Raw genomic sequence first — 23,528 nt, 5'->3', positions numbered from 1 at the left:
AGAGTGCAGAGAAACTCTGCACTCTCCAAAACAATAAAACCATAAAAACATAGTTGACATATAGAGATTGATGGATTATAATTGAAATAAGTTAAAAATGAACATACTAATTCCGTGTAAAACGATATGAAAATAGTAAATTAGGGAGGAATACTGATGGCTAAAATAGCAAAAAATCTGACAGAACTTATAGGAAACACTCCGCTACTGGAGCTTGAAAGCTTCAAAGAGTCTAGAAAGGCGAAGGGGAACATAATAGCAAAGCTGGAGTCATTTAACCCGGCCAGCAGCGTCAAAGATAGAGTTGGCTATGCAATGATAAAAGATGCAGAAGACAAGGGGCTTATAAACAAGGACACTGTAATAGTGGAGCCTACAAGCGGAAACACTGGAGTTGCACTGGCATTTGTGTCAGCGGCAAGGGGATACAAGCTTATACTGACTATGCCAGACACTATGAGCGTGGAGCGTAGAAATCTGCTGAAGGCGCTTGGAGCAGAGCTTGTGCTTACACCTGGAAGCGAGGGTATGAAAGGGGCTATAGCCAAGGCCCAGGAGATATCTAAGAAAACTCCGAACTCGATAATACTTCAGCAGTTCGAGAACCCGTCAAATCCAGAGATGCATAGAAATACGACAGCTCAGGAGATACTGAGAGATACAGATGGCAAGGTGGACATATTTATAGCTGGAGTTGGAACAGGCGGAACTGTAACAGGAGTGGGAGAAGTGCTTAAAGCCCACAACAGCGAAGTCAAGATAGTGGCAGTGGAGCCTACAGACTCACCTGTACTTTCAGGAGGAGATCCAGGACCACACAAGATTCAGGGGATAGGGGCAGGATTTGTGCCTAAGATACTGAACACTGAGATAATAGATGAGATATTCAAAGTGGAGAACGAAGAGTCTTTCAAGGCGGCAAGAGAGGTAGCCACTACAGAGGGGCTGCTAGTTGGAATATCTTCTGGGGCGGCGCTTCATGCTGCGGCAGAGATAGCGAAGAGAGAAGAGAATGCAGGAAAGAACATAGTTGTGCTCCTTCCTGATACAGGAGAGAGATACCTTTCCACTGTGCTCTTTGAAAACGAGTAATCAGACAAGCTTAGAGAGCGTGGAAATATCGCAGAAAAGCTCTTCTAAATAGGAACTGCCTGTAAAGTCCGAAAGCGACTCTATATTTAGAGTTATTTCGGGCTTTATTTGCTTTAATGAGAAAATCTGATCTAAGAAGTTTATCTGGCTGTTGCAAAAGCTCATGTGTTTCTTTCCTGTGGAAAAGTCAAATCCGTGTATATGCGAATATATTATTTTTTCGTAAAAGTCACTGTCGCTATTCGGCTTTGAAGGGAAATAGTTCATGGAGTCATGGCATATGTCTAGGCAGATTCCAAAGCGGTTTCCACTGAGACGGTCCAGTATCTCAAGCAGTTCAGGCCTTGAGTTCCCCACCTTCTCTTTGCCGCCAAGCCCAAGCGACTCTATGGCCACACGGTGATTTAGATTCTTAGACTCAAGCAGATCTGAGATATATTCCATAAGCTCTACAGTCCTCTCAAGCGACTTTTTTGAAGAAGAGGAGAACTCCTCTCCATGAACGACTATAGTGGAGTCAGAGTTTCCAGCGACTAAGCTTATCTGCTCCAGAAGATCTACAAACCCGGCGTACGCTTTTTTACCTTCATAGATATCGCTGTAGAAGCCAGACACAGAGTAATACTCTGAGGCGAAGTAGGGTATATGGTAGTTTAGCTCTATGCCTAGATCTGCCGCCAGACCGGCGATTTCAAGGTACTGGGAGACGGAAAGTATGTTCTTGTCGGGTGCAAGCTCTATGGCATTGGCCCCGAGGGAGTGCGCTTTTGATATCCAGTCTGAAATTGATATGTGGGAAATTGCCTTTTCATCAAAAGTAAAACCAAGCTTCATCTAGATTTCCTCCTTAACTCTATTTCACACCATTATAACCCCTCAAATATCCTTTGACTATATCATTTTAACAATGTATACTGATAACGTAATTTTATTGAACTATAATCGCTAATTCTTTACTTTAAAAGGAGTGTTAAGTTTTGATACTTATGATTGACAACTATGACTCTTTTACGTTCAATCTAGTGCAGTATTTGCAGGGACTAAAAGAAGAAGTATTGGTCTATAGAAATGATGAGATTTCCCTAGAGCAGATAGAAGAGATTAATCCAGACATGATAGTGATATCGCCTGGCCCGTGTACGCCTATGGAGGCAGGGGTGAGCCTTGAAGTGGTTAAGCGATTCAAGGGGAAGATACCTATACTGGGGATATGCCTTGGACATCAGACTATAGGTCAGGTGTTTGGAGGGAAGATAGTAAAGGCCGAAAAGCCGGTACACGGGAAAGTATACCCTATAGTCCATACTAACAAAGGGGTATTTGCCGGTTTGAACAACCCTCTAAATGTCACAAGGTACCACTCGCTCATAGTGGAAAAAGAGACACTGCCTGAATGTCTGGAGATAACGGCAGAGACAGAGGCAGGCGAGATAATGGGCTTTAGGCATAAAGAGTGCTTGGTGGAAGGAGTTCAGTTTCATCCCGAGGCGATACTCACAGAGCAGGGAATGGAGCTCTTGGACAACTTCTTGAAAATGGCTAAAAAAGAGCAGAAGCAGGTGAAGGAATGCTAGTAAGAAAAATAGATACAAAATTAAACAGTTTTCAGCTTTACACACTGTTCAAAGACAGAAAAGACAGCTTCTTTTTAGACAGTGGAATGGACTCGGAAAAGCTGGGCCAGTTTTCATTCATAGGTTTCGACCCAATAGTGCTTTTAAAGAGTAAAGATAGAGAGATAACTATAGAGAGAGATGGAGAAAAGACAGTATTTGAAGGGAATCCGTTTGACGAGCTTCAAGCGCTGATGTCCCAGTACAAGATGGACTATGAGAGTGAAATCCCGTTTACAGGTGGAGCAGTTGGATACTTTTCGTACGACCTCTGCCACCACATAGAGAAGCTCCCAAGGACGGCCATAGACGATGTGAAGATACCAGACGCCTACTTTGGAGTATACGATGGGATAATAGCCATAGACCACAGAGGCGGAAGCGACAGCGTCTATATAGCGGCCCACGGAGTCAAGTCAGATGCAGAGGAGCTTTTCAAGGAGATACTAGAGACTGTGGAGCGCGGAGAGCGCGAAGGGGTAGAGATAGTACTTCCTGAGAAGAAGAGAAAATCTGAGTTCAAGTCTAACTTCGAGAGCGTAGAGGACTACAAAGAGGCTATAGAGAAGGTAAGGGCCTATATAAAGACAGGGGATATATACCAAGCGAACCTGACCCAGAGGTTTGAAACCACCCTAGAAGAGAGTGCTTACGAGCTCTATGGAAAGCTTAGAAGCATAAATCCGGCGCCTTTCGCAAGCTTTCTAAATTTAGATGGATTCCAAATAGTCAGCAGCTCACCGGAGAGATTTATAAAGCTGAAGGACGGCATAATAGAGACAAGGCCTATAAAGGGAACTATCCCTAGAGGGAAGACTGAGGAAGAGGATTTGGCCAACAGAGAGCAGCTTCTTTCAAGCGAAAAGGACAAGGCAGAGCTTCTGATGATAGTGGACCTCGAGAGAAACGACCTGGGAAGAGTTGCAAAGACAGGCACTGTAAAGGTTACAGAGCTTTTTCACCTAGAGGAGTATGCGACTGTGTATCACCTTGTGTCTACGATAGTGGCAGAGCTCAGAGACGACTGCGACGCCATAGACGCTGTAAAGGCCACTTTCCCTGGAGGATCTATAACAGGTGCGCCTAAGATAAGGTCGATGGAGGTAATAGACGAGCTGGAGCCTACGCAGAGAAACATATATACAGGCTCGATAGGTTATATAGGCTTCAACGGAGATATGGACCTGAACATAGTCATAAGGACTGTGGTGTGCAAAGACAAGAAGGCCTACTTCCAAGTAGGCGGTGGGATAACCTGGGATTCGGACCCTCAGCTTGAGTACGAGGAGACGCTGCACAAGGGGAAAGCCCTTATGGACTCGTTTAATATGTAGCCAAAGAAGGTGAATATATTGTATATATATGTAAATGAAGAGCTGATGCCATCAAACAGCAGAGCGTTAAAGCTGACCGATGGTTACAGCTTTGGCTATGGGCTGTTTGAGACTGTGAAAGTGCTAGACGGCGAGCTTGTGTTCTGGCAAGAGCATATGGAAAGGCTTGCAAGAGGGCTTTCCAAGATAGGCATGGCTTCAGATTTAGACCGGGACGACATGGAAAAGAGCGCAAAGCACCTGATAAGCCTTAACAAGCTAGAAGAGGGTGCGCTCAAAGTGATAGTCTCTAAGAGTGGAGACTCTAGGGACACAGTCCTGTCGACAAGAGTGGCTGAATACCCGGCAGCTCTTTACGAAAGAGGCTTCAAACTGAAGCTGAGCGGGTCTAGGCGGAATACGCACTCGCTCATGCCGAGGCTGAAGTCCCTAAACTACATGGAGAACATGCTAGAGCGAAACATGGCTTTGAAAGTTGGGTTTGACGACTGTCTGTTTTTAAACACAGAGGGCTATTTGGCCGAGACGTCTATATCCAATCTGTTCTACGTAAAAGACGGTTCGCTCTACACCCCAAGCTTGGAATCTGGAATACTGGACGGCATAGTCAGGGGCAAGGTGATTTCAGCCGCAATCTCTTTGGGGCTTGAAGTCTTTGAGGGAGAATACAGCCTTGAAGAGCTTTTAAGCTCGGAAGAGGCTTTTCTTACAAACTCACTTATGGGGCTTATGCCTGTTTCAGAGATCGAAGATGTGAAAAAAGATATAAAATTCGACGGAGTTTTAGGGAAACTTCAGAGGCTTTATGGAGATATGTTGAATGCAGAGAGATATATATGAAAAAACAAAAGAAAAACTTGATTTTATTAAAAAAACTGAAAAGCCATATGGTATACTCTTAGTAGGATCTTCAAGGAAAATCTTAGAAGAGCCCTACTGTGCTACGAGCGATATAGACGTATTTGTAATAAAGAAGAGCGGCGACTTTGAAAGAGAAGTGGTACAAGACGGGGAAGTGGAGTACGACATTTCGTATATAAGCTGTTCAGACCTGGAGTACGCGATAGAAAACCAGCTTGGGTCTGTGCTTTCTGTACTTTCAAATTCGGAGCCAGTCTATATGAGCGAAGAAGCCAATGACATAGTCTCTAGAGTGGTGGAGGCTTACGACAGAGGTCCTGAAAAAAAGCCTGAAACCCAAATAAGGTATGGAAGGTTCAGGCTGACCAAGTCGCTAGAAACAGTTATTAAAAGGCTAGACTCAGTGGAGTTTGATTTTCTTGTACATAACTATCTGTCAGACCTGCTCTGCTTTTACTACGAGAGCAGAGGAGACTGGACTCCATCGGAAAAAAGACTTGTAAAGTCTATAGAAGATGTGGAGCTTAGAGGTTATGTGGAAGCGCTCCTGATGTGCAGCGAGCGTGAGATAAAACTAAAGTCTTTAGAGCGTGTGGCAGATTATGTTATGGACCCGCTCGGTGGGAAGCTTTATGATTGGGATAAATCGGAATACCCTTTTGACTTTAAGTGAAAAAACATAAAAACTTGGAGGAAGAGAAATGGATAGAGAGAGAATTGAAAAAGCGATAAGAGAAATACTTTTTGCTATAGGAGAAGACCCAGACAGAGAAGGACTAGTTGACACTCCTAAGAGAATTGCAAAGATGTACGGAGAGATATTCGGAGGAATGAAAGTGGACCCTAAGGACCATCTTCAGGTTTTCTTCCAGGAAGAAAAGCACGAAGAGCTTGTACTTGTAAAAGACATACCGTTCTACTCGACTTGCGAGCACCATCTAGTGCCTTTCTTCGGAAAAGCCCATGTTGGATATCTTCCTAAGAATGGGAAACTGACAGGCCTTAGCAAGCTGGCTAGAGTCGTAGACGACGTGGCGAAGAGACCGCAGCTTCAGGAGAGGATAACTTGCTCTGTGGCCGATGCCATAATGGAAGTGCTAGACCCTCATGGAGTCATAGTTGTAGTGGAAGCTGAACATATGTGCATGACTATGAGAGGCATAAAGAAGCCAGGATCTAAGACTATTACATCTGCCGTTAGAGGAATATTCAATACAGATGCCAAAGCTAGATCAGAGGCAATGACACTTATAAAGTTCTAGGGTGATATAGATGAGAAATATTGGATATAGACTAAACAGAAAAGTGAATATGAAGTGCAGGAACACCGAGTTCAAATTCGGGGAGAGAACTTATATAATGGGGATACTCAACGTAACCCCAGACTCTTTTTCAGACGGAGGCAAGTACTTCGACGAGGAAGATGCAGTAAGGCGTGCCAAAGCTATGATAGCTGAAGGCGCTGACATCCTGGACATAGGAGCGGAGTCTACAAGACCTGGGTATACTGTCATAAGCGATGAAGAGGAGATAGCTAGGCTCACTCCGGTTGTTCAGAGGCTTCTGTCGGAAGTTGAGGTTCCAATATCTATAGACACATACAAGCCGGCAGTGGCCGAGGCCATGCTGAAGCTTGGAGTCGACATCATAAACGACATATGGGGACTTCAGAGAGACCCAGAGATGGCTAATGTAATAGCCAAGTACGACGCCTCAGTTGTAGTAATGCACAATCAGGACGGCACAGACTATGAAAAAGACATGGTGGAGACTGTATGCGACTTCCTGAGAGAGTCGATAGCCATAGGGCTAAAGGCCGGAATAAAGCCTGAAAACATAGTCTTAGACCCAGGCATAGGTTTTGGGAAGACGCCGGAGCAGAACGCCCATATGATGGCTAGGCTAGGCGAGATAAACGACCTGGGCTACCCTATACTGCTCGGAACTTCCAGAAAGTCTATGATAGGCAAGATACTAGACCTTCCGGCTGAAGAGAGAGTCGAGGGCACTGTGGCTACTTCTGTGATGGGAGTAGTTCAGGGCATGGACATAGTCAGGGTTCACGATGTAAAGGAAAATGCAAGGGCCATAAAGGTTTCAGACGCCATAATAAGAGGTGTAGACTCATGGATAAAATAATCATGAAAAATCTGGCTTTCTACGGATACCACGGTGCCATGGCGGAGGAGAACGTACTCGGACAGAAGTTCTACTTCGACTTGGAGCTGCTGTGCGACATAGAGAATGCTGGTAAGACTGACGACGTGCTGGACACTGTTCACTACGGGGAGGTCTACGAGACTGTAAAGAGCGTAGTTGAAAAAGAGAGGTACAATCTGATAGAGGCGCTAGGAGAGAATATCACATCTAGGATACTGGAGAAATTCTCTAAAGTTCAAGAGATAGTGCTCCTCATAAAGAAGCCAGAAGCTCCAGTTCCCGGCATATACGACTACTTTGGAGTCGAGATAAGGAGAGCCAGAAATGAGTAAGAGGGCGTACCTTGGCATAGGCGGAAATATCGGGGACAGAAAGGCCAATATAGAGGGTGCAATAGAGATACTTAGAAGCAGCGACTCTATAGAGGTCACAAAAGTGTCCTCGCTTTACGAGACCGAGCCTGTAGGGTATGAAGACCAAGACTGGTTTGTGAATGTAGTTGTGGAGATAAAGACTACATTGTCTCCATATGAACTGCTGGGATACTGCCAGAGTATAGAGAATGAGCTAAAACGAGTCAGGCTCATAAGGTGGGGTCCTAGAACTATAGACGTAGACGTACTGCTCTACGAAGGATATGAGTCTGATGCAGAAGACCTTACAGTACCGCATCCTAGGATGACTGAAAGGGCTTTTGTGATGGTTCCGCTGTATGAAATAAACGACGACTTACAGATAGCCGGAAAGCATATCTCTGAACTCATGGAGTCACTTGAAGGCGAGGAAATAAATAAACTTTAAACAGGGGGTGTGAGCTTCCTGTTTTTTAATTGGAGGGAATTGAATTGAAAAATATAGAGCATGAAGCTCAGAAATTGAAGTACGGTGAAGTGATAAAAGTGCTGGCCCAGATACTTGTGCTCAACATAATTGTTTCGCTGGCCAAGATCGTATACGGCTTAATATCCAACACTGCCAGTATGATAGCCGACGGATTCCACTCTTTCTCAGACGGAGCTTCTAACGTAGTCGGGATAGTTGGGATATGGATATCTGGAAAGCCGGCAGACGAGACACATCCTTACGGGCATCACAAGGTGGAGACCCTTTCGACAATAGCTATAAGCTTCTTGCTTTTCTTTGTAGCTATAAAGATAGCCATAGATGCTTACGGCAGGATAGTGAGCCCTACTGAGCCCGAAATAGGCTTTTTGAACTTTGCCGTCATGATAGTCACGACCTTTATAAACATATTTGTAGTGGTGTACGAAAAGGCCAAGGGACATAAGCTTAGAAGCAGCATACTCATATCCGACTCAAAGCATACCCAGAGCGATATCTATATTTCTATTTCAGTCATACTCGGCTTTATATTTATAAAGATGGGCTTCCCGATAGCGGACCCTATAATCTCTTTTGTGATATCGCTTCTTATAGCGAAAGCTGGGCTTGAGATACTGAAAGAGGCGATAGATGTGCTTATAGACGCCCAGATGATGGACACAGACGACATACACGAGATAGTCATGGAGTTTGAAGAGGTGTGCTACTGCCACAAGATAAGGACTAGAGGGAAAGATGACCACATAATGATAGACCTTCACGTAGGTGTAGACAGGCACAAGACTATAGAAGAGGCCCACGACATAGCCCACAGGATAGAGAACAGGATTATAGAGAGGCGTGAAGGGGTATATGAAGTAATAGTGCACGTGGAGCCAGGGTGCGACGAGGAGGTCTAAAGTTGAAGACAATTATCAGAAATATAAGCATGCTGAATATAAAGGAAAAAAAAATAGAGGAAAATGTGAACATAGGGATAGACGGAGACAGGATAGTCTTTGTAGGTGATATTCTGGAGGGCTTTAAAGCGGAGAAGGTTATAGAGGGAGAAAACAGAGTTGCAATGCCGGGAATATGCAACTCACACACACATATACCTATGTCTCTGCTCAGAAACTACGGAGACGACCTTCCCCTTTGGGACTGGCTGAACAGCAAGATATGGCCGGCTGAAAAGTATCTGACACCGGAGGACGTATACTGGGGGGCCATGCTGAGCTTAGGGGAGATGCTTAACTCAGGGATAACCAGCTTTATCGACATGTACTTCCACATAGACTCGATAGGGCAGGCGCTTTGCGATGCCAAGGCGAGAGGCTTTGTTTCAAGGGGACTTATAGGAAGTGACGACGGCTCAAGAGAGCAGTTGGCTGAAGCAGAGAGCTTTATAAAGAACTGGCACAACACCCAAAACGGGAGGATTAAGTCTATGGTGGCTCCCCACGCCATATACACCTGCTCCGGAGACTATATATCAGAGGCAATGGAGCTCGCTTCAAAGTACGGTCAGAGAATACACATACATGTATCTGAAAGCAAAAAAGAGGTGGATGAAAGCCTGAGAGACTACGGCAAGTCCCCAGTCGAGTACCTGAGTGATCTGGGCCTTCTGGATATGCCTACAGTTGCGGCCCACTGTGTATACCTTTCGGATAGAGATATGGAAATATTAAAAGAGAAAAATGTGAATGTAGTGAACAACCCATCTAGCAATTTGAAGCTTGGAAATGGATTCGCCAGGGTAGACGAGATGCTGAAGCTAGGGATAAACGTGGCGATAGGAACAGACGGCTCGGCAAGCAACAACAACTTGAACATGTTCGAGGAGATGCACTTGGCTGCCCTTGTGAACAAAGGGGTGAACAAAGACCCACTCTCTGTTCCGGCGCTAGAAGTGCTTAAAATGGGTACTGTAAACGGGGCGATCGCAATGGGAATGGAAGATGAAATTGGAAGCATAGAAGTCGGGAAAAAAGCCGACTTAGCTATAATCAGTCTCGACTCAGCACACCTCTGCCCTCAGAACAATCTGCTATCTGCGCTGGTATACTCCGCTCAGAGCTCAGATGTAGAGACTGTCATAGTTGATGGGAACATACTCCTTGAAAATAGAGAGCACAAGACAATAGATATGGAAAAGGCCAAGTACATGGTGAAAAGCATATCTAAAAGAATACTGAATGCATAGTTTATTTATGCATTTAGATTCAAAGAAAACGTTTTTTGTGTTAAAATTATCTCATATGTGTCTTGGATAAGATGCAGCTTAGACAGAGGAGGAATTCGTTTTGAGGAGTTTGAAAAGCAAAATACTTAGCAAGTTTCTGCCCATAGCAATAATAGGGTGTATAGCCCTAGTCGGACTGGCATATTTCTATTCGTCTAGCATACTTAAGCAGACGTCAAGCGACAGCTTGGAGAACATAGCTGTGAGAGCCAGCGAAACAGTGGAGGCAAAACTAGACGCAGAGATAAGAGCACTCAACGAGATAGCCAGCAGGCCAGAGATTGTGAGCGCAGAAGTTCCGCTGGCGGACAAGCTCAAAATACTAGAGCAGAGAAGAGAAGCACAAGGTTTCAGCGGAATACAGATAATAGACCAAAGTGGAAGGGCTACAACTACAGACGACAGGGTCTTTGACGCATCAAAGCAGGGGCACTATACTGAGCCTTTGGCTACAGGAAAGCCCTATATCTCAGAGCCTTTCCTAAGTGGAGACGGAGTGAACTTTCTAGTAATATTCTCTGTTCCGATAGTCAGAGATGGAAATGTGGTTGGAATGGTGGCGACTGTCGAGCCTTCGACTAAGATTTCGGATATAGTTAAAGATATAGTCATAGGGGAGTCGGGCCATGCAGTCATAGTCAACTCCGAGGGAACACTGATAGCGTATCCAGATCCAGAACTTGTTAAAAACGGATTCAACTTTATAGATGAAGCCAAGTCAGACTCTAATCTAGCTGAAGCTTCAGAAGTAGTATCCAAGATGATTTCAGGAGAGGCTGGAACCGGCGAGTACAGTTTCAGCGGAAAGAAGAACATAATGGGATATGCACCTGTAGAGTGGAATGGCTGGTCAGTCGGGATAACTGCCCCTGTAGACGAAGTGCTTCAAGAGGTGAATTCGCTTAGAGGAAAGCTAACGGTGACTTCTGTGATCATAATTGCGGCGTTTTCACTTCTGATATTTGCGGTGGCGGGAAGCATAACAAGGCCACTAAAGGAGATATCAGAATACTCTGACAGGATAACAGAGGGAGACTTCACATCTAGCATTCCAGAAAAGCTTATAGAGAGAAAAGACGAGATAGGGGTGCTTGCGAACGGATTTGAAAATATGAGGCAGAACCTGAAGAGCCTTGTAGGTAGAATAACAGACATTTCAGACAGCCTTGTAAAGAGCGCAAACGACTTGAAAGATACTTCACAGAAGGTCTCAGTTGTATCCACCGAGATAGCTACCACCGTAGACCAGATGGCCCAAGGAGCTACAGAGCAGGCTCAGGATATGGACTTAGGTCTCACTAGGCTGTACGACCTTGGGAGCAAGATGGACGAAAACTATGAAAATCTGAACCTGATAAACAGAAGAACAGAAGAAGTGCTTGGGTCTGTTGAAGACGGAGTTGCCATAGTCAAGGAGCTGACAGAAAGGTCGAGGGAAAGCGGAAACTCGGTGGAAGAAGTGTACAGCGGAATAATAAAGACAAACAACTCAGCTGAGAATATAGGCAAGGCGAGCGAACTGATATCATCTATATCAGAGCAGACAAATCTACTGGCGTTGAACTCCGCTATAGAAGCTGCGAGGGCTGGAGAGGCTGGAAAGGGATTTGCAGTTGTAGCTGACGAGATAAGACAGCTAGCTGAGCAGTCTAGGGAGTCTACAAAGCTGATAGACGGAGCTGTAAAAGAGCTTCAGTCGGATTCGGAAAGCTCTGTAAGCCTTATAAAGAAGGTAAAGTCCTATATAGAGGAAGAGCAAGAGCAGGTTGGAATGACAGAGGAAAAGTACAACGAGATACTTGCTTCTATAAATGAAGTGGTTCAAACTATAGAGAGTTTGAATGAGTCAAACGCCATAATGGAAGAACGAAAGAACGACGTAGTGAATATGATACAGAACCTCTCTTCAATTTCAGAGGAAAACGCCGCAGGGACTCAGGAGGTTTCAGCTTCCACAGAAGAGCAGAATGCAGCTATGCAGGAAGTTGAAATGGAGTGTTCCAAGCTTGTAGATATAGCTTCAGAACTTAGAGAGGCGACATACAAGTTTAAAATCTAAGATAGTAGTTCACAAAAGACCTATTATTTGATAAGATTAACGTATTGACTGTAGATGTAGGTCGAGATAGATGAAACTCGAACAAAAAAGGGGAGCGTGAAGAGATGGATTTGCAAAAAATGGACAGAGATGAGCAGATCTCTACAATAAAAGCTGCAATCGAAGAGAAGAACATAAGGTTTATAGTACTTCAACTGACAGATATAATGGGGGCCTCGAAGAGCATAATACTTCCTGTTAGCCAGATAGAAAAGATACTCAGCAACGAGACTATGTTTGACGGTTCTTCTATAGATGGGTTTGCCCGTATAGAGGAGTCTGATATGTACCTGTATCCAGATTTGTCTACTTTCCTTGTGTTGCCATGGAAGGCGTGCAACGGATACAGTATAGCTAGGATAATATGTGACGTATACAGCCCTAATGAAGAGCCTTTTGAAGGTTGTCCTAGACAGGTGCTTAGAAAGGCGCTAGAAGAGGCTAAGGGCATGGGATACGAGTTCTACGTAGGGCCAGAGCCTGAGTTCTATATATTCGACAGAGACGAAAAAGGAAACGCTATACTGGAGAACAACGACAAGGCAGGATACTTCGACATGGCGCCACTAGACAAAGGCGAAGAAGTGAGAGAGCATATAAGCTTGGCTCTAGAGGAAGCTGGATTTGAGGTTGAGGCTGCTCACCACGAATGCGGACCTGGACAGCATGAGATAGACTTTAAATATGCAGACGCTCTGAGCACTGCAGACAACATAATGACTTTCAAGTATATAGTCAGAAAGATAGCTGACGATCTAGGGCTGTTTGCAAGCTTTATGCCTAAGCCTGTAGAGGGAATAGCAGGATCTGGAATGCACCTGAATATGTCGCTTTTTAAAGATGGAAAGAACATATTCTTTGATCCAGACGCCAAGAACAGCTTAAGTGACGAGGCGGTACACTTTATAGGGGGGCTTCTGAAGCACTCTAAGGCTATAACGGCTGTCACAAATCCTATAGTCAACTCTTACAAGAGACTTGTTCCAGGATATGAGGCTCCTGTATATATAGCTTGGTCCCACAAAAATAGAAGCCCTCTAGTTAGAGTTCCTGCCAAGAGAGGGACTTCCACAAGGGTGGAGCTTAGAAGCCCGGATCCTGCATGCAATCCATACCTTGCGCTTGCAGTAGTGCTTAAGGCTGGACTAGACGGAATAAAGAACAAAATAGAGCCTCCAAAGTCGATAGCTGGTAATATATATGATATGGACTTAGAGGAAAGACTTGAGAAGTCTATAGACTCTCTTCCTATAAGCTTGTACGAAGCTATAGAAGAGCTTGCCAAGAGTGACACAGTTAAAGGAGCACTAGGGAAACACGTTACAGAGAAGTTCATAAGTGCGAAACTAGATGAATGGGATTCTTATAGAAAAGCTGTTCACAGTTGGGAAATAGAGGAGTATCTAAAAGCACACTAATAAAAAACCAGCCTATGGCTGGTTTTTTATAGGTTACATAAAGAGACCGTAGTTCAGAGAGGGAGCCGAAACATGGAAAAGCTATTCAAGAAATTAAACGTAGACATAGAGTACGACATACTTTTAAAAAACAAGATACCGCTTTTAATAGAGAATAAAGAGTGGGGCCAGATATTTGGGAGTACCAAGAACAAGGAGATACAGAAAGACAAGGCCGCTCTTTTAGAACTTGTATCCAAGGAAAAAGAGACAGTCAGAAAGCTTGAGAATATAAAGGCAGATAAAAAGAGGATGATGGCCAAAATCATAACTCTTTCAGACGAGATAAACAACAACAACAAGGTGGAGAACATAAGCATCCTAGAAGAGTCCCAGCAGGAGATAAACAGGATGAACGAAGAGATAGACGACCTCATGTTTGAGCTTGAAATGATGCCTAGAAGCATAAGAGAGGCTAACTTGAAGCTCTTGGAGTCGACTGTAAAATGCGCATACTCTGAGCTTGTTGAAAAAGAGGAAGAGCTCGAGAAAATAAACAGAGAGCTTTCAGAGCTCAGGGAAAAACTGAGAGACTATATTGCCAGAAAGTGCGACAATGAAGAGAGAATAAACAGGATTTACTCTTTTCTTCACAACTCTCTTGGGAATGAAAAGCTAAATGAACTAGACGGCGACATACTCAAGTAGATTCTAGGGGGTTATCTTTTGTACAGAGTTGGCACAGATATATTGGAGATCTCTAGGATAGAGAGGGCATTAAAGAGGAGCGTGCGTTTCAGCGAAAAAGTATTCACAGACTACGAGCGAAGCCATATAGAGAGCAGAAGCGGGTATAGGTCTGCAGGAGGCATATTCTGCGCCAAGGAAGCTGTAAGCAAGCTGCTTGGAACGGGTATCAGAGGATTTGGATGGAGAGATATAGAGGTAAGGCACGACAAGCTCGGAAAGCCGGAAGTGTTCCTTTACGGCGGAGCTTTAGATATAGCAAGAGAACAAGGACTGTCCGACTTAGATATAAGCATAAGCCATAGCGACCAGAGCATAGTGGCCGTAGCCATCGGGGAGTTTAAGGGTGAAAGGCGGACAGGGGCAGAGTGCGGATTTAGACTTCCAAAGAGAGCGAGCGATACCCACAAAGGAGACTACGGAAAAGTTGGAATAGTGGGTGGAAGCGGCGGAATGCTAGGAGCTGTGTATATGAGCTCTATGTCGGCTCTCAGAACGGGATCAGGGCTTGTATACAGCTTTGTGCCGGAGGCGATTTCAGAGGCCATGCAGATAAAGTCGGTAGAGAATATAGTCATCCCCCTAGAAGACAGTGGCAGGGGTTTTTTCTGCGAGAACTCTTTTGCGGGAATAGAGGATAGGCTTCAGAGCTTAGATGTGGTGTCAATAGGGCCAGGTATGGGCAGAAACCCTGAAACGTCCCGCTTTCTAGAACTTATGGTTGAGCACTTTAAAGGGAGTCTAGTGGTGGACGCAGACGGGATATACCATTTGAAGAAACTGAAGCGTAGACTTGCGAAGTCGAGAGGGAAGCTCGTCATAACGCCTCATATGGCTGAGTTCGCAAACTTTCTGGACTTAGAGTTATGCGAGATAGAACGGAACAGAGAACTGTACGCTGTGGAGACAGCGAAGAGATATGGATTGACAGTGGTCTTAAAGGGGCATGAGACCTTGGTCACCGATGGAAACGAGGTGTATGTAAACAAGACTGGAAACCCAGGTATGGCGACGGCGGGAAGCGGCGACGTGCTCACAGGCATAATAGCAAGCCTTGCAGGGCAGGGGATAGAGATTCTGGAGGCGGCAAAGCTAGGTGTCTACATTCATGGACTCTCTGGAGATATAGCATCCCAGTCGAAAGGGGAGTACGGGCTTCTCGCCAGAGATATAATAGAGAGCATACCAGAGGCGATAATGGAAATAGTTGACGATTAAAGGAGACAGGGCGATGGATATAGGCAGATCAGCTTGGGCTGAGATAGACTTAGACAATCTTAAACACAATTTGTCGGAGGTAAAGAGGAGCATACCTGAAAAAACCAGAATAATGGGAGTTGTAAAGGCCAACGCATATGGACATGGGGCAATTCAAGTGGCTAAAGCGCTAAGAAGTGAGGGAGTCAACTTGTTCGCAGTGGCACTTGTGTCTGAGGCGCTGGAGCTGAGGAACGCAGGCTTAACAGAGGACATAATGATATTGGGATACACTCCGCATGAGCTATTTAGAGAAGCCATTTCGCGTGGAGTAATCCTCACGGTCTACAACAGAGAGGGGGCTGAAGCCATTTCCGAGGAGGCCAAAAGTCTTGGAAGAGTGGCTAAAGTCCATGTAAAGATAGACACTGGAATGGGAAGGCTTGGATTTAGAGCAGGCGAGAAAGCAGTGGAAGAGATAGTGAGCTTAAAAGATCTAGAAAACTTAGAGCTAGACGGCTTTTTCACGCATTTCGCAACTTCAGACGAAAGAGACAAGAGCTACTCGGCTACACAGTTCAAGAAGTTTTCGGACATACTGGATGAACTGAGATCAAGAGGAGTTGAGGTAAAGAACACCCATGTCTCAAACAGCGGCGCCATAATAGACCTCCAGGAGTATACACTGGACATAGTGAGGCCTGGTATAATGCTTTACGGCTACTACCCTTCAGATGAAGTTTCGAGGAGCAAAATAAAGCTGAGAGAAGTCATGACGCTGAAAACCAGGATTTCAAATATAAAGCAGATAGAGCCGGGAGAGTCGGTTGGATATGGAAGAAGCTATGTAGCGGAGAGAGTTACTAAAGTGGCCACAGTGCCTTTAGGCTACGGGGACGGGTTTACAAGGCTGCTTTCGGGCAAGCTCAGCCTGTCTGTGGGAAGAAAAAGAGCAAAGCTTATAGGCAATATATGCATGGACCAGTCTATGATAGACTGCACTGACATAGAAGAGGCGAAAATAGGAGACGAAGTTATAGCATTTGGATACGGCAGCGATGTGAACAATGCAGACAGCTTGGCAAAGGCGCTGGGTACCATAAGCTATGAAATACTCTGCATGGTTGGAATGAGAATACCGAGAGTCTATACTTCAGGCGGAAAGCTTTTGGAGATAGCTGACTATTTACAATAGAACATAGACATCATAGTAGGCCTAACGCTGTTGACTAGGCAAAGATACTCATATATAATGGTTTTAAGTATCGCGAGTCAGGGCTATTGTACATAGAAACTATTTTAAGTCTGGGGAGGTGCTTGCATGGCTGAGACCAAAAAAATTGAGCTTGAATTTAAAAACGGCTTGATAGATGAACTAGAAGAAGCAGCACATAATGAAGACATACAAAAAGGCAAATTTGTAAGAGAAGCTATGAAGCTTTACCTAAGAGAGCGGAGAAGGATAAAGATGACAGAGGCCATGAAAAGTGGCTATTTGGAGATGAGTCATATAAATAGGAAGCTTTCAGAGGACGGATTCTCGCAAGATATAAGAGATTTTCTTTCTTATGAAATAAGCCTTACAGGTTGTGGAAGCTTTTGATAAAAAGAGGGGATATATTCTATGCTGACTTGAGTCCTGTTATAGGTTCAGAACAGGGAGGGGTCAGACCCGTTTTAGTTGTGCAAAATGACATAGGGAACAAGTACAGCCCTACGATAATAGTTGCAGCTATAACTTCTCAGATAAACAAAGCTAAACTGCCGACTCATGTAGAGATACCTGCGCCTGGGTATGGACTTACAAAAGACTCTGTTGTCCTCTTAGAGCAAGTCAGAACAATAGATAAAAAAAGACTCAAGGAAAAAATAGGACGCTTTGACGACGATATGATGGAAAAGGTAGACGAAGCACTTAAGACCAGCTTTGGCCTATCTGACATTTAAGATGGTATTAAACAAGATACCATCTTTATTAAATTGTAGAGAAAAAACTATATATATGCTAAATTTACATATAGAACAAATGTTAAAGGGAGAGGGACGACTTAATGGATAAAAGAAGAGAGATCTTTAGGGTAGAAGGTAAAGTCAAAAAGGCTGCTTTGATTGGAGCTATGATCTCAGCTCTGAGCTGTCTGATAACATTCTTTACATTCATGTTCTCAGATGAAGTGGCGCTTCTAGACTCGCCCCTGTTTTTAAGCTACTTTGAAGACCCGCTTCTGATGTTTTTGAATTTCCTGCCAGTGGCTTTAGTATTCACATCAGTCTATATTTTGAGCAACAGGCTTTGGATAGGCTTTTTAACGTCTTCCGCGCTTTGGGTTGCGATGTCTATTGTAAACAAGTTCAAGCTGATATACAGAGACGAGCCATTTCTATTTATAGATATAGTGCTCTTTAGAGAGTCAACCGCCATGGCTGACAAGTACAGCATAGCATTGACTTCCAACATGAAGCTAATGGTGGCGGGTCTTGTTGCAATAGCGGCGATATTGTTCTTCTTTTTCGACTACAGAATAGACTCGAAAAAGATGCGAGCAAAGCTGCTTGTGACGATTGCAATTCTAGGAGGCTTTGTCTACAGTGGAGTATACAAGTCTGACGCCGTATATGCAAAGCTAGGAGACAAGGAGCTTATAAACATATGGTCGCAGACACAGCAGTTTAAGTCGAAAGGCTTTGTATATCCCTTCATATACAGCATAAAGGACTCTTTTGACAGCGAGCCAGAGGGATATGACGAAAAAAAAGCGAAAGAGACGCTTGAATCGTACCACTACACCGACATAGCGCCTAGCGAGAAAGTGAACGTGGTGTCTATCATGCTGGAGGCGTATAGCGACTTTACAAAGTACGAAAGCATAGAGTGGAACAGAAGCCCGTACGAATACTATCACAAGCTTGAGGAAGAGTCCTACAGAGGGAACTTGATTACTAATGTATTTGGCGGTGGGACAATAGAGACCGAGAGAAGCTATCTGACAGGTAATTATAACAACCCCAAGTACAGGATACCCACCAATTCATATGTTTGGTACTTCAAAGAGCAGGGATACAGGACAGAGTTTCATCATCCGATATATGGATGGTTCTACAACAGACAGAATATAAATCCCAATATAGGGTTTGACGATTTCTATTATTTCGAGAATAAATACAGTCAGGTAAGCGAACACTTCCTAGAGGACTACGATTTTTTTGACCATATAATAGAAGACTTTGAGAAGAGTGTGGATGAAGGGGAAAAGTACTTTGGATTTGCCACAACATACCAAAATCACGGTCCTTACCCAGATACGGAAGTGGAGAGTCCATCAGTCAAGTTCCAGGAGAGCTATGACGAAAAGACTTACAATGTGGCAAACAACTACTTCGCTGGGATAGAGAAGACAGACAAGGCGATTGAAAAGCTGATAGAGTACTTTAGAGACTCCGAAGAGCCGACCGTGGTGGTGCTGTTTGGAGACCACAACCCGAGCCTTGGAGAGAACAACGTAGGCTTCGAGATGCTAGGCATAGACGACAATCTCTCTAAAATAGACGGAGCAGTGAACCACTATGAAACCCAGTATATATTTTGGGGTAACGAAGCTGCAAAGAAGGCCTTGAAAGTAGACTTTGAAGGGGAAGGAGATACAATAAGCCCTAATTTCCTGATGACAGAGCTTTTCGAGTATGTAGGATGGAAGGGAAATGAGTTTATGCAGTACTCGAGCGACGTCAAGAAGAAGATAGACGTTTTAAACAATATACTTTTCAAGGAAAATGGAGATTATACCAAAAAGCTATCGTCTGACGGGAAGACGGAGATATCAGAATTCGAGAATATAGAATACTACTACAGCAGGAACAGAGACAACTAGCTGTGAAAGGAGAAAATATGATAAAGAACAACAGAATGATAATTATTTTACTAATTGCATCGTTGCTGTCTTCAAGTCTGCTTATGTTCAACAGAATATCCACAGAGATGAACGACAGAAAGATTGACTTTGTACTGGATTACTATGAAATAGAAAAACTTGCAGAGCAGTCTGACAAAAGTCTAGGATGGTGGCTCGAGAAGCTGGGAAACATGGGAGCTAGTGCCGTAGCCATAAACTACGAGACCATTAGAAGCATGAAAGAAGAGAGAGACGGAATATCCACAGTGCTTCTCTACCAGCTGAAAAAGGAAGTAGAGTGGGAGCAGAACTACCCCAAAGAAGTTGTGGACTATATAAACAGCCCGGAGACAGATAAGTATGATATTTTGGTATCTGTGGACAACTTCGAGAGCTTCGACTTTATAGCCGAGAACATGAAGTCGAAATATGGAAAGAAAGTCTCGGTGTTTAGGTCGGAAGAGAATGGATACCTGGTCATAGACGGAGGGATGTCGGAAGCACTTTACCCAGAGACAGAATACCTTATAGATGAAGAGGGAAACAAGATAGCTCAAGAGTCTAATATGCTTGACTCAAAGGTTGAAGACTTGAATATAGGTCTCGACCCTGAAAAGCTTGAGGTTATAAAGGAGTCAGGACTTGAAGTGCTCCCTAGGATCTCGAATACAGTCGAAGGATGGAACGGAAAGAGCTATTTCAACAGTATAGTAGAAGAATACAAAGACTTGGAGAACAGGTCGGACTACCTTATATTTGGAGGAAAAGAGATACTGGGGCATTCTGATCAAGACGACAGGATTGACGAGATTGAAGAGCTCATAAATTCAGAGGAACTGAAGCTTGGGATTGTAGAGACAGACGTACAGAGAAGCTATATAAGCCAAAAAGGAATGAACAAGCTTCTAGAGAGGCTGGACTACAGCGCAGTCAAAGTATTCAGCATCGCTCCTTATATACAGGAGAGGTACAAGTACTACAACTACGAAGGCTCCGAAGAGATAGAGAATACCATATACAGAGGAGTTACCGAGAGGAATATAAAGCTGGTTTACTTCAGGCCGTTTAAGTCGGAAGAAAAAAGATACGTGACAGAGCTTGGGGAATACGAGAGGATGTTCTCTAGCTTGGCAAACAGACTTGAAGACCACGGGATATCTTATGGAGAGGCCGTGCCTTTCAAATCCAACCATGTAAACAAAATACTAGGGATAATAGCTGGAACTAGTGCAGTGGCTCTAGGTCTGATACTTTTAGAGCGTTTATTCAACGTAGACAGAAAGATTAGGAATTTGGCGGCGATAGCTGGACTGCTAGGAGTGGCCGTGCTGGGCTTGTTTGGAGGATCGCTTGGATATATGGTGATTGCACTTCTAGTGTCTATAGTTTTCCCGAGCGTGTCCATGGTATACCTAGTTGGCGTATTGAAAAGTCAGTACTTGGAGAACGGAGGCGACGTCAAGAGAGCTATCGTTTCAGGTTCAAAAGCCCTTGTAGTCACATCGCTGATATCTCTGACAGGAGCCCTTGTAGTGGGGGCGATCATGTCGGATATAGTCAACCTGCTTGACATAAAGTATTTCCAAGGAGTGAAATTATCACAAATGGCGCCTATCGTAGTCTACATGCTGCTGTTTCTAGGGTACTTCGGCTATAAGAGTGAAAAGTCGTCATCTGAGACAAGGGCTACAATAGAGGACTTCAAAGAGGTTTTACAAGACAATGTGAAAGTACTATACATGATAATAGCGGTGGCGATAGCGGGAGCAGGATATGTATACTTAGCTAGGACTGGCCATGAGTCAAATATCCAGCCTTCTGAGCTAGAGATGATATTCAGAAACACCATGGAGCTTAAGTTCCTTGCGAGGCCGAGAACCAAGGAATTCTTGATAGCCTTCCCGGCAATAGTCGTGGGGACATATATGGCTGTAAAGAGATGGAAGCTGGGCGTCTTTATAGCTGGACTTGCTGCTGTGATTGGACAGACATCTATAATAAACACATTCAGCCACTTCAAGACTCCGATATATATATCATTTGCCAGAACAGTTTACTCTTTAGTCATAGGGCTTGCTTTAGGAGTCCTGTACACTTTTGCGTTATACGCACTAATTAGACTGTTTGGAAAAACAAAGGGAGAAACTTCAGATGAGTAAGATTACTATTTCGGGCTATTATGGCTTTAACAACATTGGAGACGAGTCAATACTGAGAGCCTTGGTTTCAGATTTAAAGACAAATGTAGAGAACATAGACATAACTGTGCTCTCTAAAAATCCGGAACTGACAGAGAGCAAGCACAGCGTCAAGGCTATAAGCAGAAAAAATCCATTTCAAATAATAAGCTCGATAAAGAAATGCGATTTGCTTATAAGCGGCGGCGGATCGCTGCTTCAAGACAGCACTAGCAAGAAGAGCATAATCTACTACTTGGCCATAATGTGCATAGGCATAATGCTCAGAAAGAAAGTGCTGATATACAGTCAGGGAATTGGACCTATAAGCCACTCGCTCAACAAAAAGCTGACCAAGCATGTCTTGGACAGGGTGGACGTCATAACTCTCAGGGACGGAAAGTCTGAGCAGGAGCTTAGGAAGCTAAACGTAAAAAATCCCAACATATATGTGACCGCTGACCCGGTGGTGGCGCTTGAGCCTGGCGATCTGTCGAAAGGGCTGGAGATGCTGGAAAAGGAAGGACTAAAGCAAAATGGAAGGAAGCTAGTGGGGTTTGCAATAAGAGGCAAGGCGAAGTCAGACAAGTTTATAGCGGATATTGCAGCGCTTTCCGACAAGCTAGTAGAAGAGCTGGACTTAAGGGTTGTATTTATTCCATTTCACCACGGAGAAGACATAGATATACTGTCTGAGATAGAGGCCAAGATGAAAAACGAGGCCATATTTTTAAACAAAAGCTACGAGATTCCAGAACTGCTGGGGATACTCGGCAATATGGACCTTCTCGTTGGAGAGAGGCTGCACTCCATAATATTCAGCGCAGTCATGTCTGTTCCGATGATAGCCCTTTCGTACGACCCTAAGATAGAGAACTTCATGGGCAATATATCCGAGAGTGTGTTTGCGAAAATAGACGAGCTTGACTTTAAGCTGCTTTACGATGAAATAGCTAGAAAACTTGAATTTGAATGCGAGAACAAGAACAGGATAAAGAAGAAAATGAGCTATCTAAGAGAAAAACTCAAGAAGAACACGTCTGAAATAGATAGACTATTAGAAAAATAAGGTGATTAAATGAATGAAAAAGTAGAAATACTTGGAGTATCTATAGGAAATAAAAGCATGGAGGAAGCTAGAGCTACAGTGGAAGAGTTTCTAGCTAGAGACGGTTTAGACACCCTATACACCCCTAACACTGAGATAGTCATGGAGGCTAGAAAAAACACGAGGCTCAGGGAGATACTGAACAGGGGAAGCCTTGTTGTGCCTGACGGAATTGGGCTTGTATACGCCTCTAGAATAAAGAGGAAGCCTCTGCAAGAGAGGGTGGCAGGCTTCGACCTCTCAATAGAGATGCTGGACATAGCCGACAAAAGAGGCTACTCTATCTATCTTCTGGGAGGAGAAGAGGGAATAGCCAAGAAAGCAGGCGAAGAGATAGTCAAGAGATATCCTGGAGCTAAGATAGCAGGATACCACAACGGCTATTTCAAGGGAGCGCATATAGGAAAGGGCGGACATGAGGAAGAGCAGAAGATAATCTCTGACATAAACAGCTCAGGAGCCGACATACTGTTTGTGGGCTTTGGCGCCCCAAAACAGGAGTACTGGATAGAGGAGAACAAGGACAAGCTGAACATAAAGCTGGCCATAGGAAACGGCGGAACTATGGATGTGCTTGCCGGAAAGACAAAAAGGGCTCCTGAGATATACCAGAAGCTAGGTCTGGAGTGGTTCTACAGGTTGATTAAGGATCCTAGGCGTATAACGAGACAGCTTTCGCTGCCGCTTTTTATGCTGACGGTCATATTTACTAGAGATAGTGTGAAATAACGCCTTAAAAAAAGCATTCAAAGATGTTACAATACTATAGGAATGTGTACGATAT

The 23,528-nt window shown here is 44.1% G+C and carries 23 protein-coding genes; 22 read left to right on the top strand and 1 reads right to left on the bottom strand.

From position 1 onward, the window contains the following. Positions 1 to 156: 156 nt before the first annotated feature. Positions 157 to 1,092, top strand: coding sequence for a cysteine synthase A (gene cysK / locus EUAN_RS07555; RefSeq protein ID WP_071063336.1), 936 nt, complete (start codon positions 157 to 159; stop codon positions 1,090 to 1,092). Here the strand turns inward: cysK and EUAN_RS07550 are convergent, their stop codons facing one another. Then, positions 1,093 to 1,926, bottom strand: coding sequence for a TIM barrel protein (locus EUAN_RS07550; RefSeq protein WP_071063334.1), 834 nt, complete (start codon positions 1,924 to 1,926; stop codon positions 1,093 to 1,095). It abuts the gene before it with no gap. A gap of 152 nt (positions 1,927 to 2,078) precedes the next feature. Between EUAN_RS07550 and EUAN_RS07545 the strand changes: the two genes are divergently transcribed. The 21 genes from EUAN_RS07545 (at position 2,079) to EUAN_RS12790 (ending at position 23,473) form a co-directional block, all read left to right on the top strand. Continuing rightward, positions 2,079 to 2,666, top strand: coding sequence for an anthranilate synthase component II (locus tag EUAN_RS07545; RefSeq protein ID WP_245674468.1), 588 nt, complete (start codon positions 2,079 to 2,081; stop codon positions 2,664 to 2,666). Next, the gene (gene pabB, locus EUAN_RS07540; protein ID WP_071063330.1) at positions 2,660 to 4,039 is read left to right on the top strand and encodes an aminodeoxychorismate synthase component I; all 1,380 of its coding nucleotides are present in this window, start codon (positions 2,660 to 2,662) and stop codon (positions 4,037 to 4,039) included. The genes EUAN_RS07545 and pabB overlap by 7 nt, the downstream gene beginning before the upstream one ends. An 18-nt stretch (positions 4,040 to 4,057) precedes the next feature. Continuing rightward, a complete protein-coding gene (locus tag EUAN_RS07535) occupies positions 4,058 to 4,879 on the top strand; it encodes an aminotransferase class IV (protein ID WP_071063328.1) in 822 nt (273 codons plus the stop codon). Next, positions 4,860 to 5,573 carry a hypothetical protein gene (locus tag EUAN_RS07530; protein WP_071063326.1) on the top strand — a complete coding sequence of 238 codons (714 nt, stop codon included), beginning with the start codon at positions 4,860 to 4,862 and terminating at the stop codon, positions 5,571 to 5,573. The genes EUAN_RS07535 and EUAN_RS07530 overlap by 20 nt, the downstream gene beginning before the upstream one ends. A 28-nt stretch (positions 5,574 to 5,601) precedes the next feature. Further along, complete coding sequence (gene folE / locus EUAN_RS07525) at positions 5,602 to 6,162, top strand: GTP cyclohydrolase I FolE (protein WP_071063324.1); 561 nt, start codon at positions 5,602 to 5,604, stop codon at positions 6,160 to 6,162. 10 nt (positions 6,163 to 6,172) lie between these two features. Continuing rightward, positions 6,173 to 7,039 carry a dihydropteroate synthase gene (gene folP / locus EUAN_RS07520; protein WP_084655825.1) on the top strand — a complete coding sequence of 289 codons (867 nt, stop codon included), beginning with the start codon at positions 6,173 to 6,175 and terminating at the stop codon, positions 7,037 to 7,039. Then, the gene (gene folB, locus EUAN_RS07515) at positions 7,027 to 7,392 is read left to right on the top strand and encodes a dihydroneopterin aldolase (protein ID WP_071063322.1); all 366 of its coding nucleotides are present in this window, start codon (positions 7,027 to 7,029) and stop codon (positions 7,390 to 7,392) included. Before folP ends, folB begins: the two co-directional genes overlap by 13 nt. Next, the gene (gene folK, locus EUAN_RS07510) at positions 7,385 to 7,861 is read left to right on the top strand and encodes a 2-amino-4-hydroxy-6-hydroxymethyldihydropteridine diphosphokinase (protein WP_071063320.1); all 477 of its coding nucleotides are present in this window, start codon (positions 7,385 to 7,387) and stop codon (positions 7,859 to 7,861) included. The genes folB and folK overlap by 8 nt, the downstream gene beginning before the upstream one ends. Positions 7,862 to 7,905: 44 nt before the next feature. After that, complete coding sequence (locus tag EUAN_RS07505; RefSeq protein WP_245674465.1) at positions 7,906 to 8,802, top strand: cation diffusion facilitator family transporter; 897 nt, start codon at positions 7,906 to 7,908, stop codon at positions 8,800 to 8,802. Between the two features lie 2 nt (positions 8,803 to 8,804). Beyond that, positions 8,805 to 10,091, top strand: coding sequence for an amidohydrolase (locus EUAN_RS07500; protein ID WP_097678063.1), 1,287 nt, complete (start codon positions 8,805 to 8,807; stop codon positions 10,089 to 10,091). A 100-nt stretch (positions 10,092 to 10,191) separates the two neighbouring features. Further along, positions 10,192 to 12,189 carry a methyl-accepting chemotaxis protein gene (locus tag EUAN_RS07495; RefSeq protein WP_071063318.1) on the top strand — a complete coding sequence of 666 codons (1,998 nt, stop codon included), beginning with the start codon at positions 10,192 to 10,194 and terminating at the stop codon, positions 12,187 to 12,189. 104 nt (positions 12,190 to 12,293) lie between these two features. Beyond that, on the top strand, positions 12,294 to 13,646 hold the full coding sequence (gene glnA, locus EUAN_RS07490; protein WP_084655824.1) for a type I glutamate--ammonia ligase: 1,353 nt from the start codon (positions 12,294 to 12,296) through the stop codon (positions 13,644 to 13,646). 72 nt (positions 13,647 to 13,718) lie between these two features. Then, positions 13,719 to 14,333, top strand: a complete 615-nt coding sequence (locus EUAN_RS07485) for a coiled-coil domain-containing protein (protein ID WP_071063317.1) — start codon at positions 13,719 to 13,721, stop codon at positions 14,331 to 14,333. Between the two features lie 18 nt (positions 14,334 to 14,351). Then, on the top strand, positions 14,352 to 15,590 hold the full coding sequence (locus EUAN_RS07480; RefSeq protein WP_084655823.1) for an NAD(P)H-hydrate dehydratase: 1,239 nt from the start codon (positions 14,352 to 14,354) through the stop codon (positions 15,588 to 15,590). Further along, positions 15,580 to 16,764, top strand: a complete 1,185-nt coding sequence (gene alr / locus EUAN_RS07475; RefSeq protein ID WP_211266314.1) for an alanine racemase — start codon at positions 15,580 to 15,582, stop codon at positions 16,762 to 16,764. The genes EUAN_RS07480 and alr overlap by 11 nt, the downstream gene beginning before the upstream one ends. A gap of 126 nt (positions 16,765 to 16,890) precedes the next feature. Beyond that, entirely contained in the window at positions 16,891 to 17,172 is a 282-nt protein-coding gene (locus EUAN_RS07470; RefSeq protein ID WP_071063311.1) for a CopG family transcriptional regulator, read from the top strand. Then, positions 17,157 to 17,516 (top strand): type II toxin-antitoxin system PemK/MazF family toxin, encoded by a 360-nt coding sequence (locus EUAN_RS07465; RefSeq protein ID WP_071063309.1) that lies wholly within the window; start codon positions 17,157 to 17,159, stop codon positions 17,514 to 17,516. Before EUAN_RS07470 ends, EUAN_RS07465 begins: the two co-directional genes overlap by 16 nt. A 104-nt stretch (positions 17,517 to 17,620) precedes the next feature. Continuing rightward, positions 17,621 to 19,438: an LTA synthase family protein gene (locus EUAN_RS07460; RefSeq protein WP_071063307.1), complete on the top strand. Its 1,818-nt coding sequence runs from the start codon at positions 17,621 to 17,623 to the stop codon at positions 19,436 to 19,438. 17 nt (positions 19,439 to 19,455) lie between these two features. Continuing rightward, positions 19,456 to 21,618: a DUF5693 family protein gene (locus tag EUAN_RS07455; RefSeq protein WP_071063305.1), complete on the top strand. Its 2,163-nt coding sequence runs from the start codon at positions 19,456 to 19,458 to the stop codon at positions 21,616 to 21,618. Continuing rightward, the gene (csaB, locus tag EUAN_RS12795) at positions 21,611 to 22,705 is read left to right on the top strand and encodes a polysaccharide pyruvyl transferase CsaB (RefSeq protein WP_071063303.1); all 1,095 of its coding nucleotides are present in this window, start codon (positions 21,611 to 21,613) and stop codon (positions 22,703 to 22,705) included. The genes EUAN_RS07455 and csaB overlap by 8 nt, the downstream gene beginning before the upstream one ends. 9 nt (positions 22,706 to 22,714) lie before the next feature. Beyond that, positions 22,715 to 23,473 carry a WecB/TagA/CpsF family glycosyltransferase gene (locus EUAN_RS12790; protein ID WP_071063301.1) on the top strand — a complete coding sequence of 253 codons (759 nt, stop codon included), beginning with the start codon at positions 22,715 to 22,717 and terminating at the stop codon, positions 23,471 to 23,473. The last annotated feature ends 55 nt before the right edge of the window (positions 23,474 to 23,528 follow it).

It is taken from the genome of Andreesenia angusta (assembly GCF_001855385.1).
GTDB classification, from domain to species: domain Bacteria; phylum Bacillota; class Clostridia; order Tissierellales; family Gottschalkiaceae; genus Andreesenia; species Andreesenia angusta.
The sequence above is the reverse complement of the archived record's forward strand: the minus strand, read 5'-3'. Positions and strand labels throughout refer to the sequence as shown.

Excerpts from the sequence above, each read along its gene's own strand:
- csaB (WP_071063303.1), top strand. The coding sequence starts at position 21,611 with ATGAGTAAGATTACTATTTCGGGCTATTATGGCTTTAACAACATTGGA.
- EUAN_RS07460 (WP_071063307.1), top strand. The coding sequence starts at position 17,621 with ATGGATAAAAGAAGAGAGATCTTTAGGGTAGAAGGTAAAGTCAAAAAG.
- folK (WP_071063320.1), top strand. The coding sequence starts at position 7,385 with ATGAGTAAGAGGGCGTACCTTGGCATAGGCGGAAATATCGGGGACAGA.
- glnA (WP_084655824.1), top strand. The coding sequence starts at position 12,294 with ATGGATTTGCAAAAAATGGACAGAGATGAGCAGATCTCTACAATAAAA.
- folB (WP_071063322.1), top strand. The coding sequence starts at position 7,027 with ATGGATAAAATAATCATGAAAAATCTGGCTTTCTACGGATACCACGGT.
- EUAN_RS07545 (WP_245674468.1), top strand. The coding sequence starts at position 2,079 with ATGATTGACAACTATGACTCTTTTACGTTCAATCTAGTGCAGTATTTG.
- EUAN_RS07530 (WP_071063326.1), top strand. The coding sequence starts at position 4,860 with ATGCAGAGAGATATATATGAAAAAACAAAAGAAAAACTTGATTTTATT.
- EUAN_RS07455 (WP_071063305.1), top strand. The coding sequence starts at position 19,456 with ATGATAAAGAACAACAGAATGATAATTATTTTACTAATTGCATCGTTG.
- EUAN_RS12790 (WP_071063301.1), top strand. The coding sequence starts at position 22,715 with ATGAATGAAAAAGTAGAAATACTTGGAGTATCTATAGGAAATAAAAGC.
- pabB (WP_071063330.1), top strand. The coding sequence starts at position 2,660 with ATGCTAGTAAGAAAAATAGATACAAAATTAAACAGTTTTCAGCTTTAC.
- EUAN_RS07485 (WP_071063317.1), top strand. The coding sequence starts at position 13,719 with ATGGAAAAGCTATTCAAGAAATTAAACGTAGACATAGAGTACGACATA.
- cysK (WP_071063336.1), top strand. The coding sequence starts at position 157 with ATGGCTAAAATAGCAAAAAATCTGACAGAACTTATAGGAAACACTCCG.
- folP (WP_084655825.1), top strand. The coding sequence starts at position 6,173 with ATGAGAAATATTGGATATAGACTAAACAGAAAAGTGAATATGAAGTGC.
- EUAN_RS07470 (WP_071063311.1), top strand. The coding sequence starts at position 16,891 with ATGGCTGAGACCAAAAAAATTGAGCTTGAATTTAAAAACGGCTTGATA.
- EUAN_RS07550 (WP_071063334.1), bottom strand. The coding sequence starts at position 1,926 with ATGAAGCTTGGTTTTACTTTTGATGAAAAGGCAATTTCCCACATATCA.
- folE (WP_071063324.1), top strand. The coding sequence starts at position 5,602 with ATGGATAGAGAGAGAATTGAAAAAGCGATAAGAGAAATACTTTTTGCT.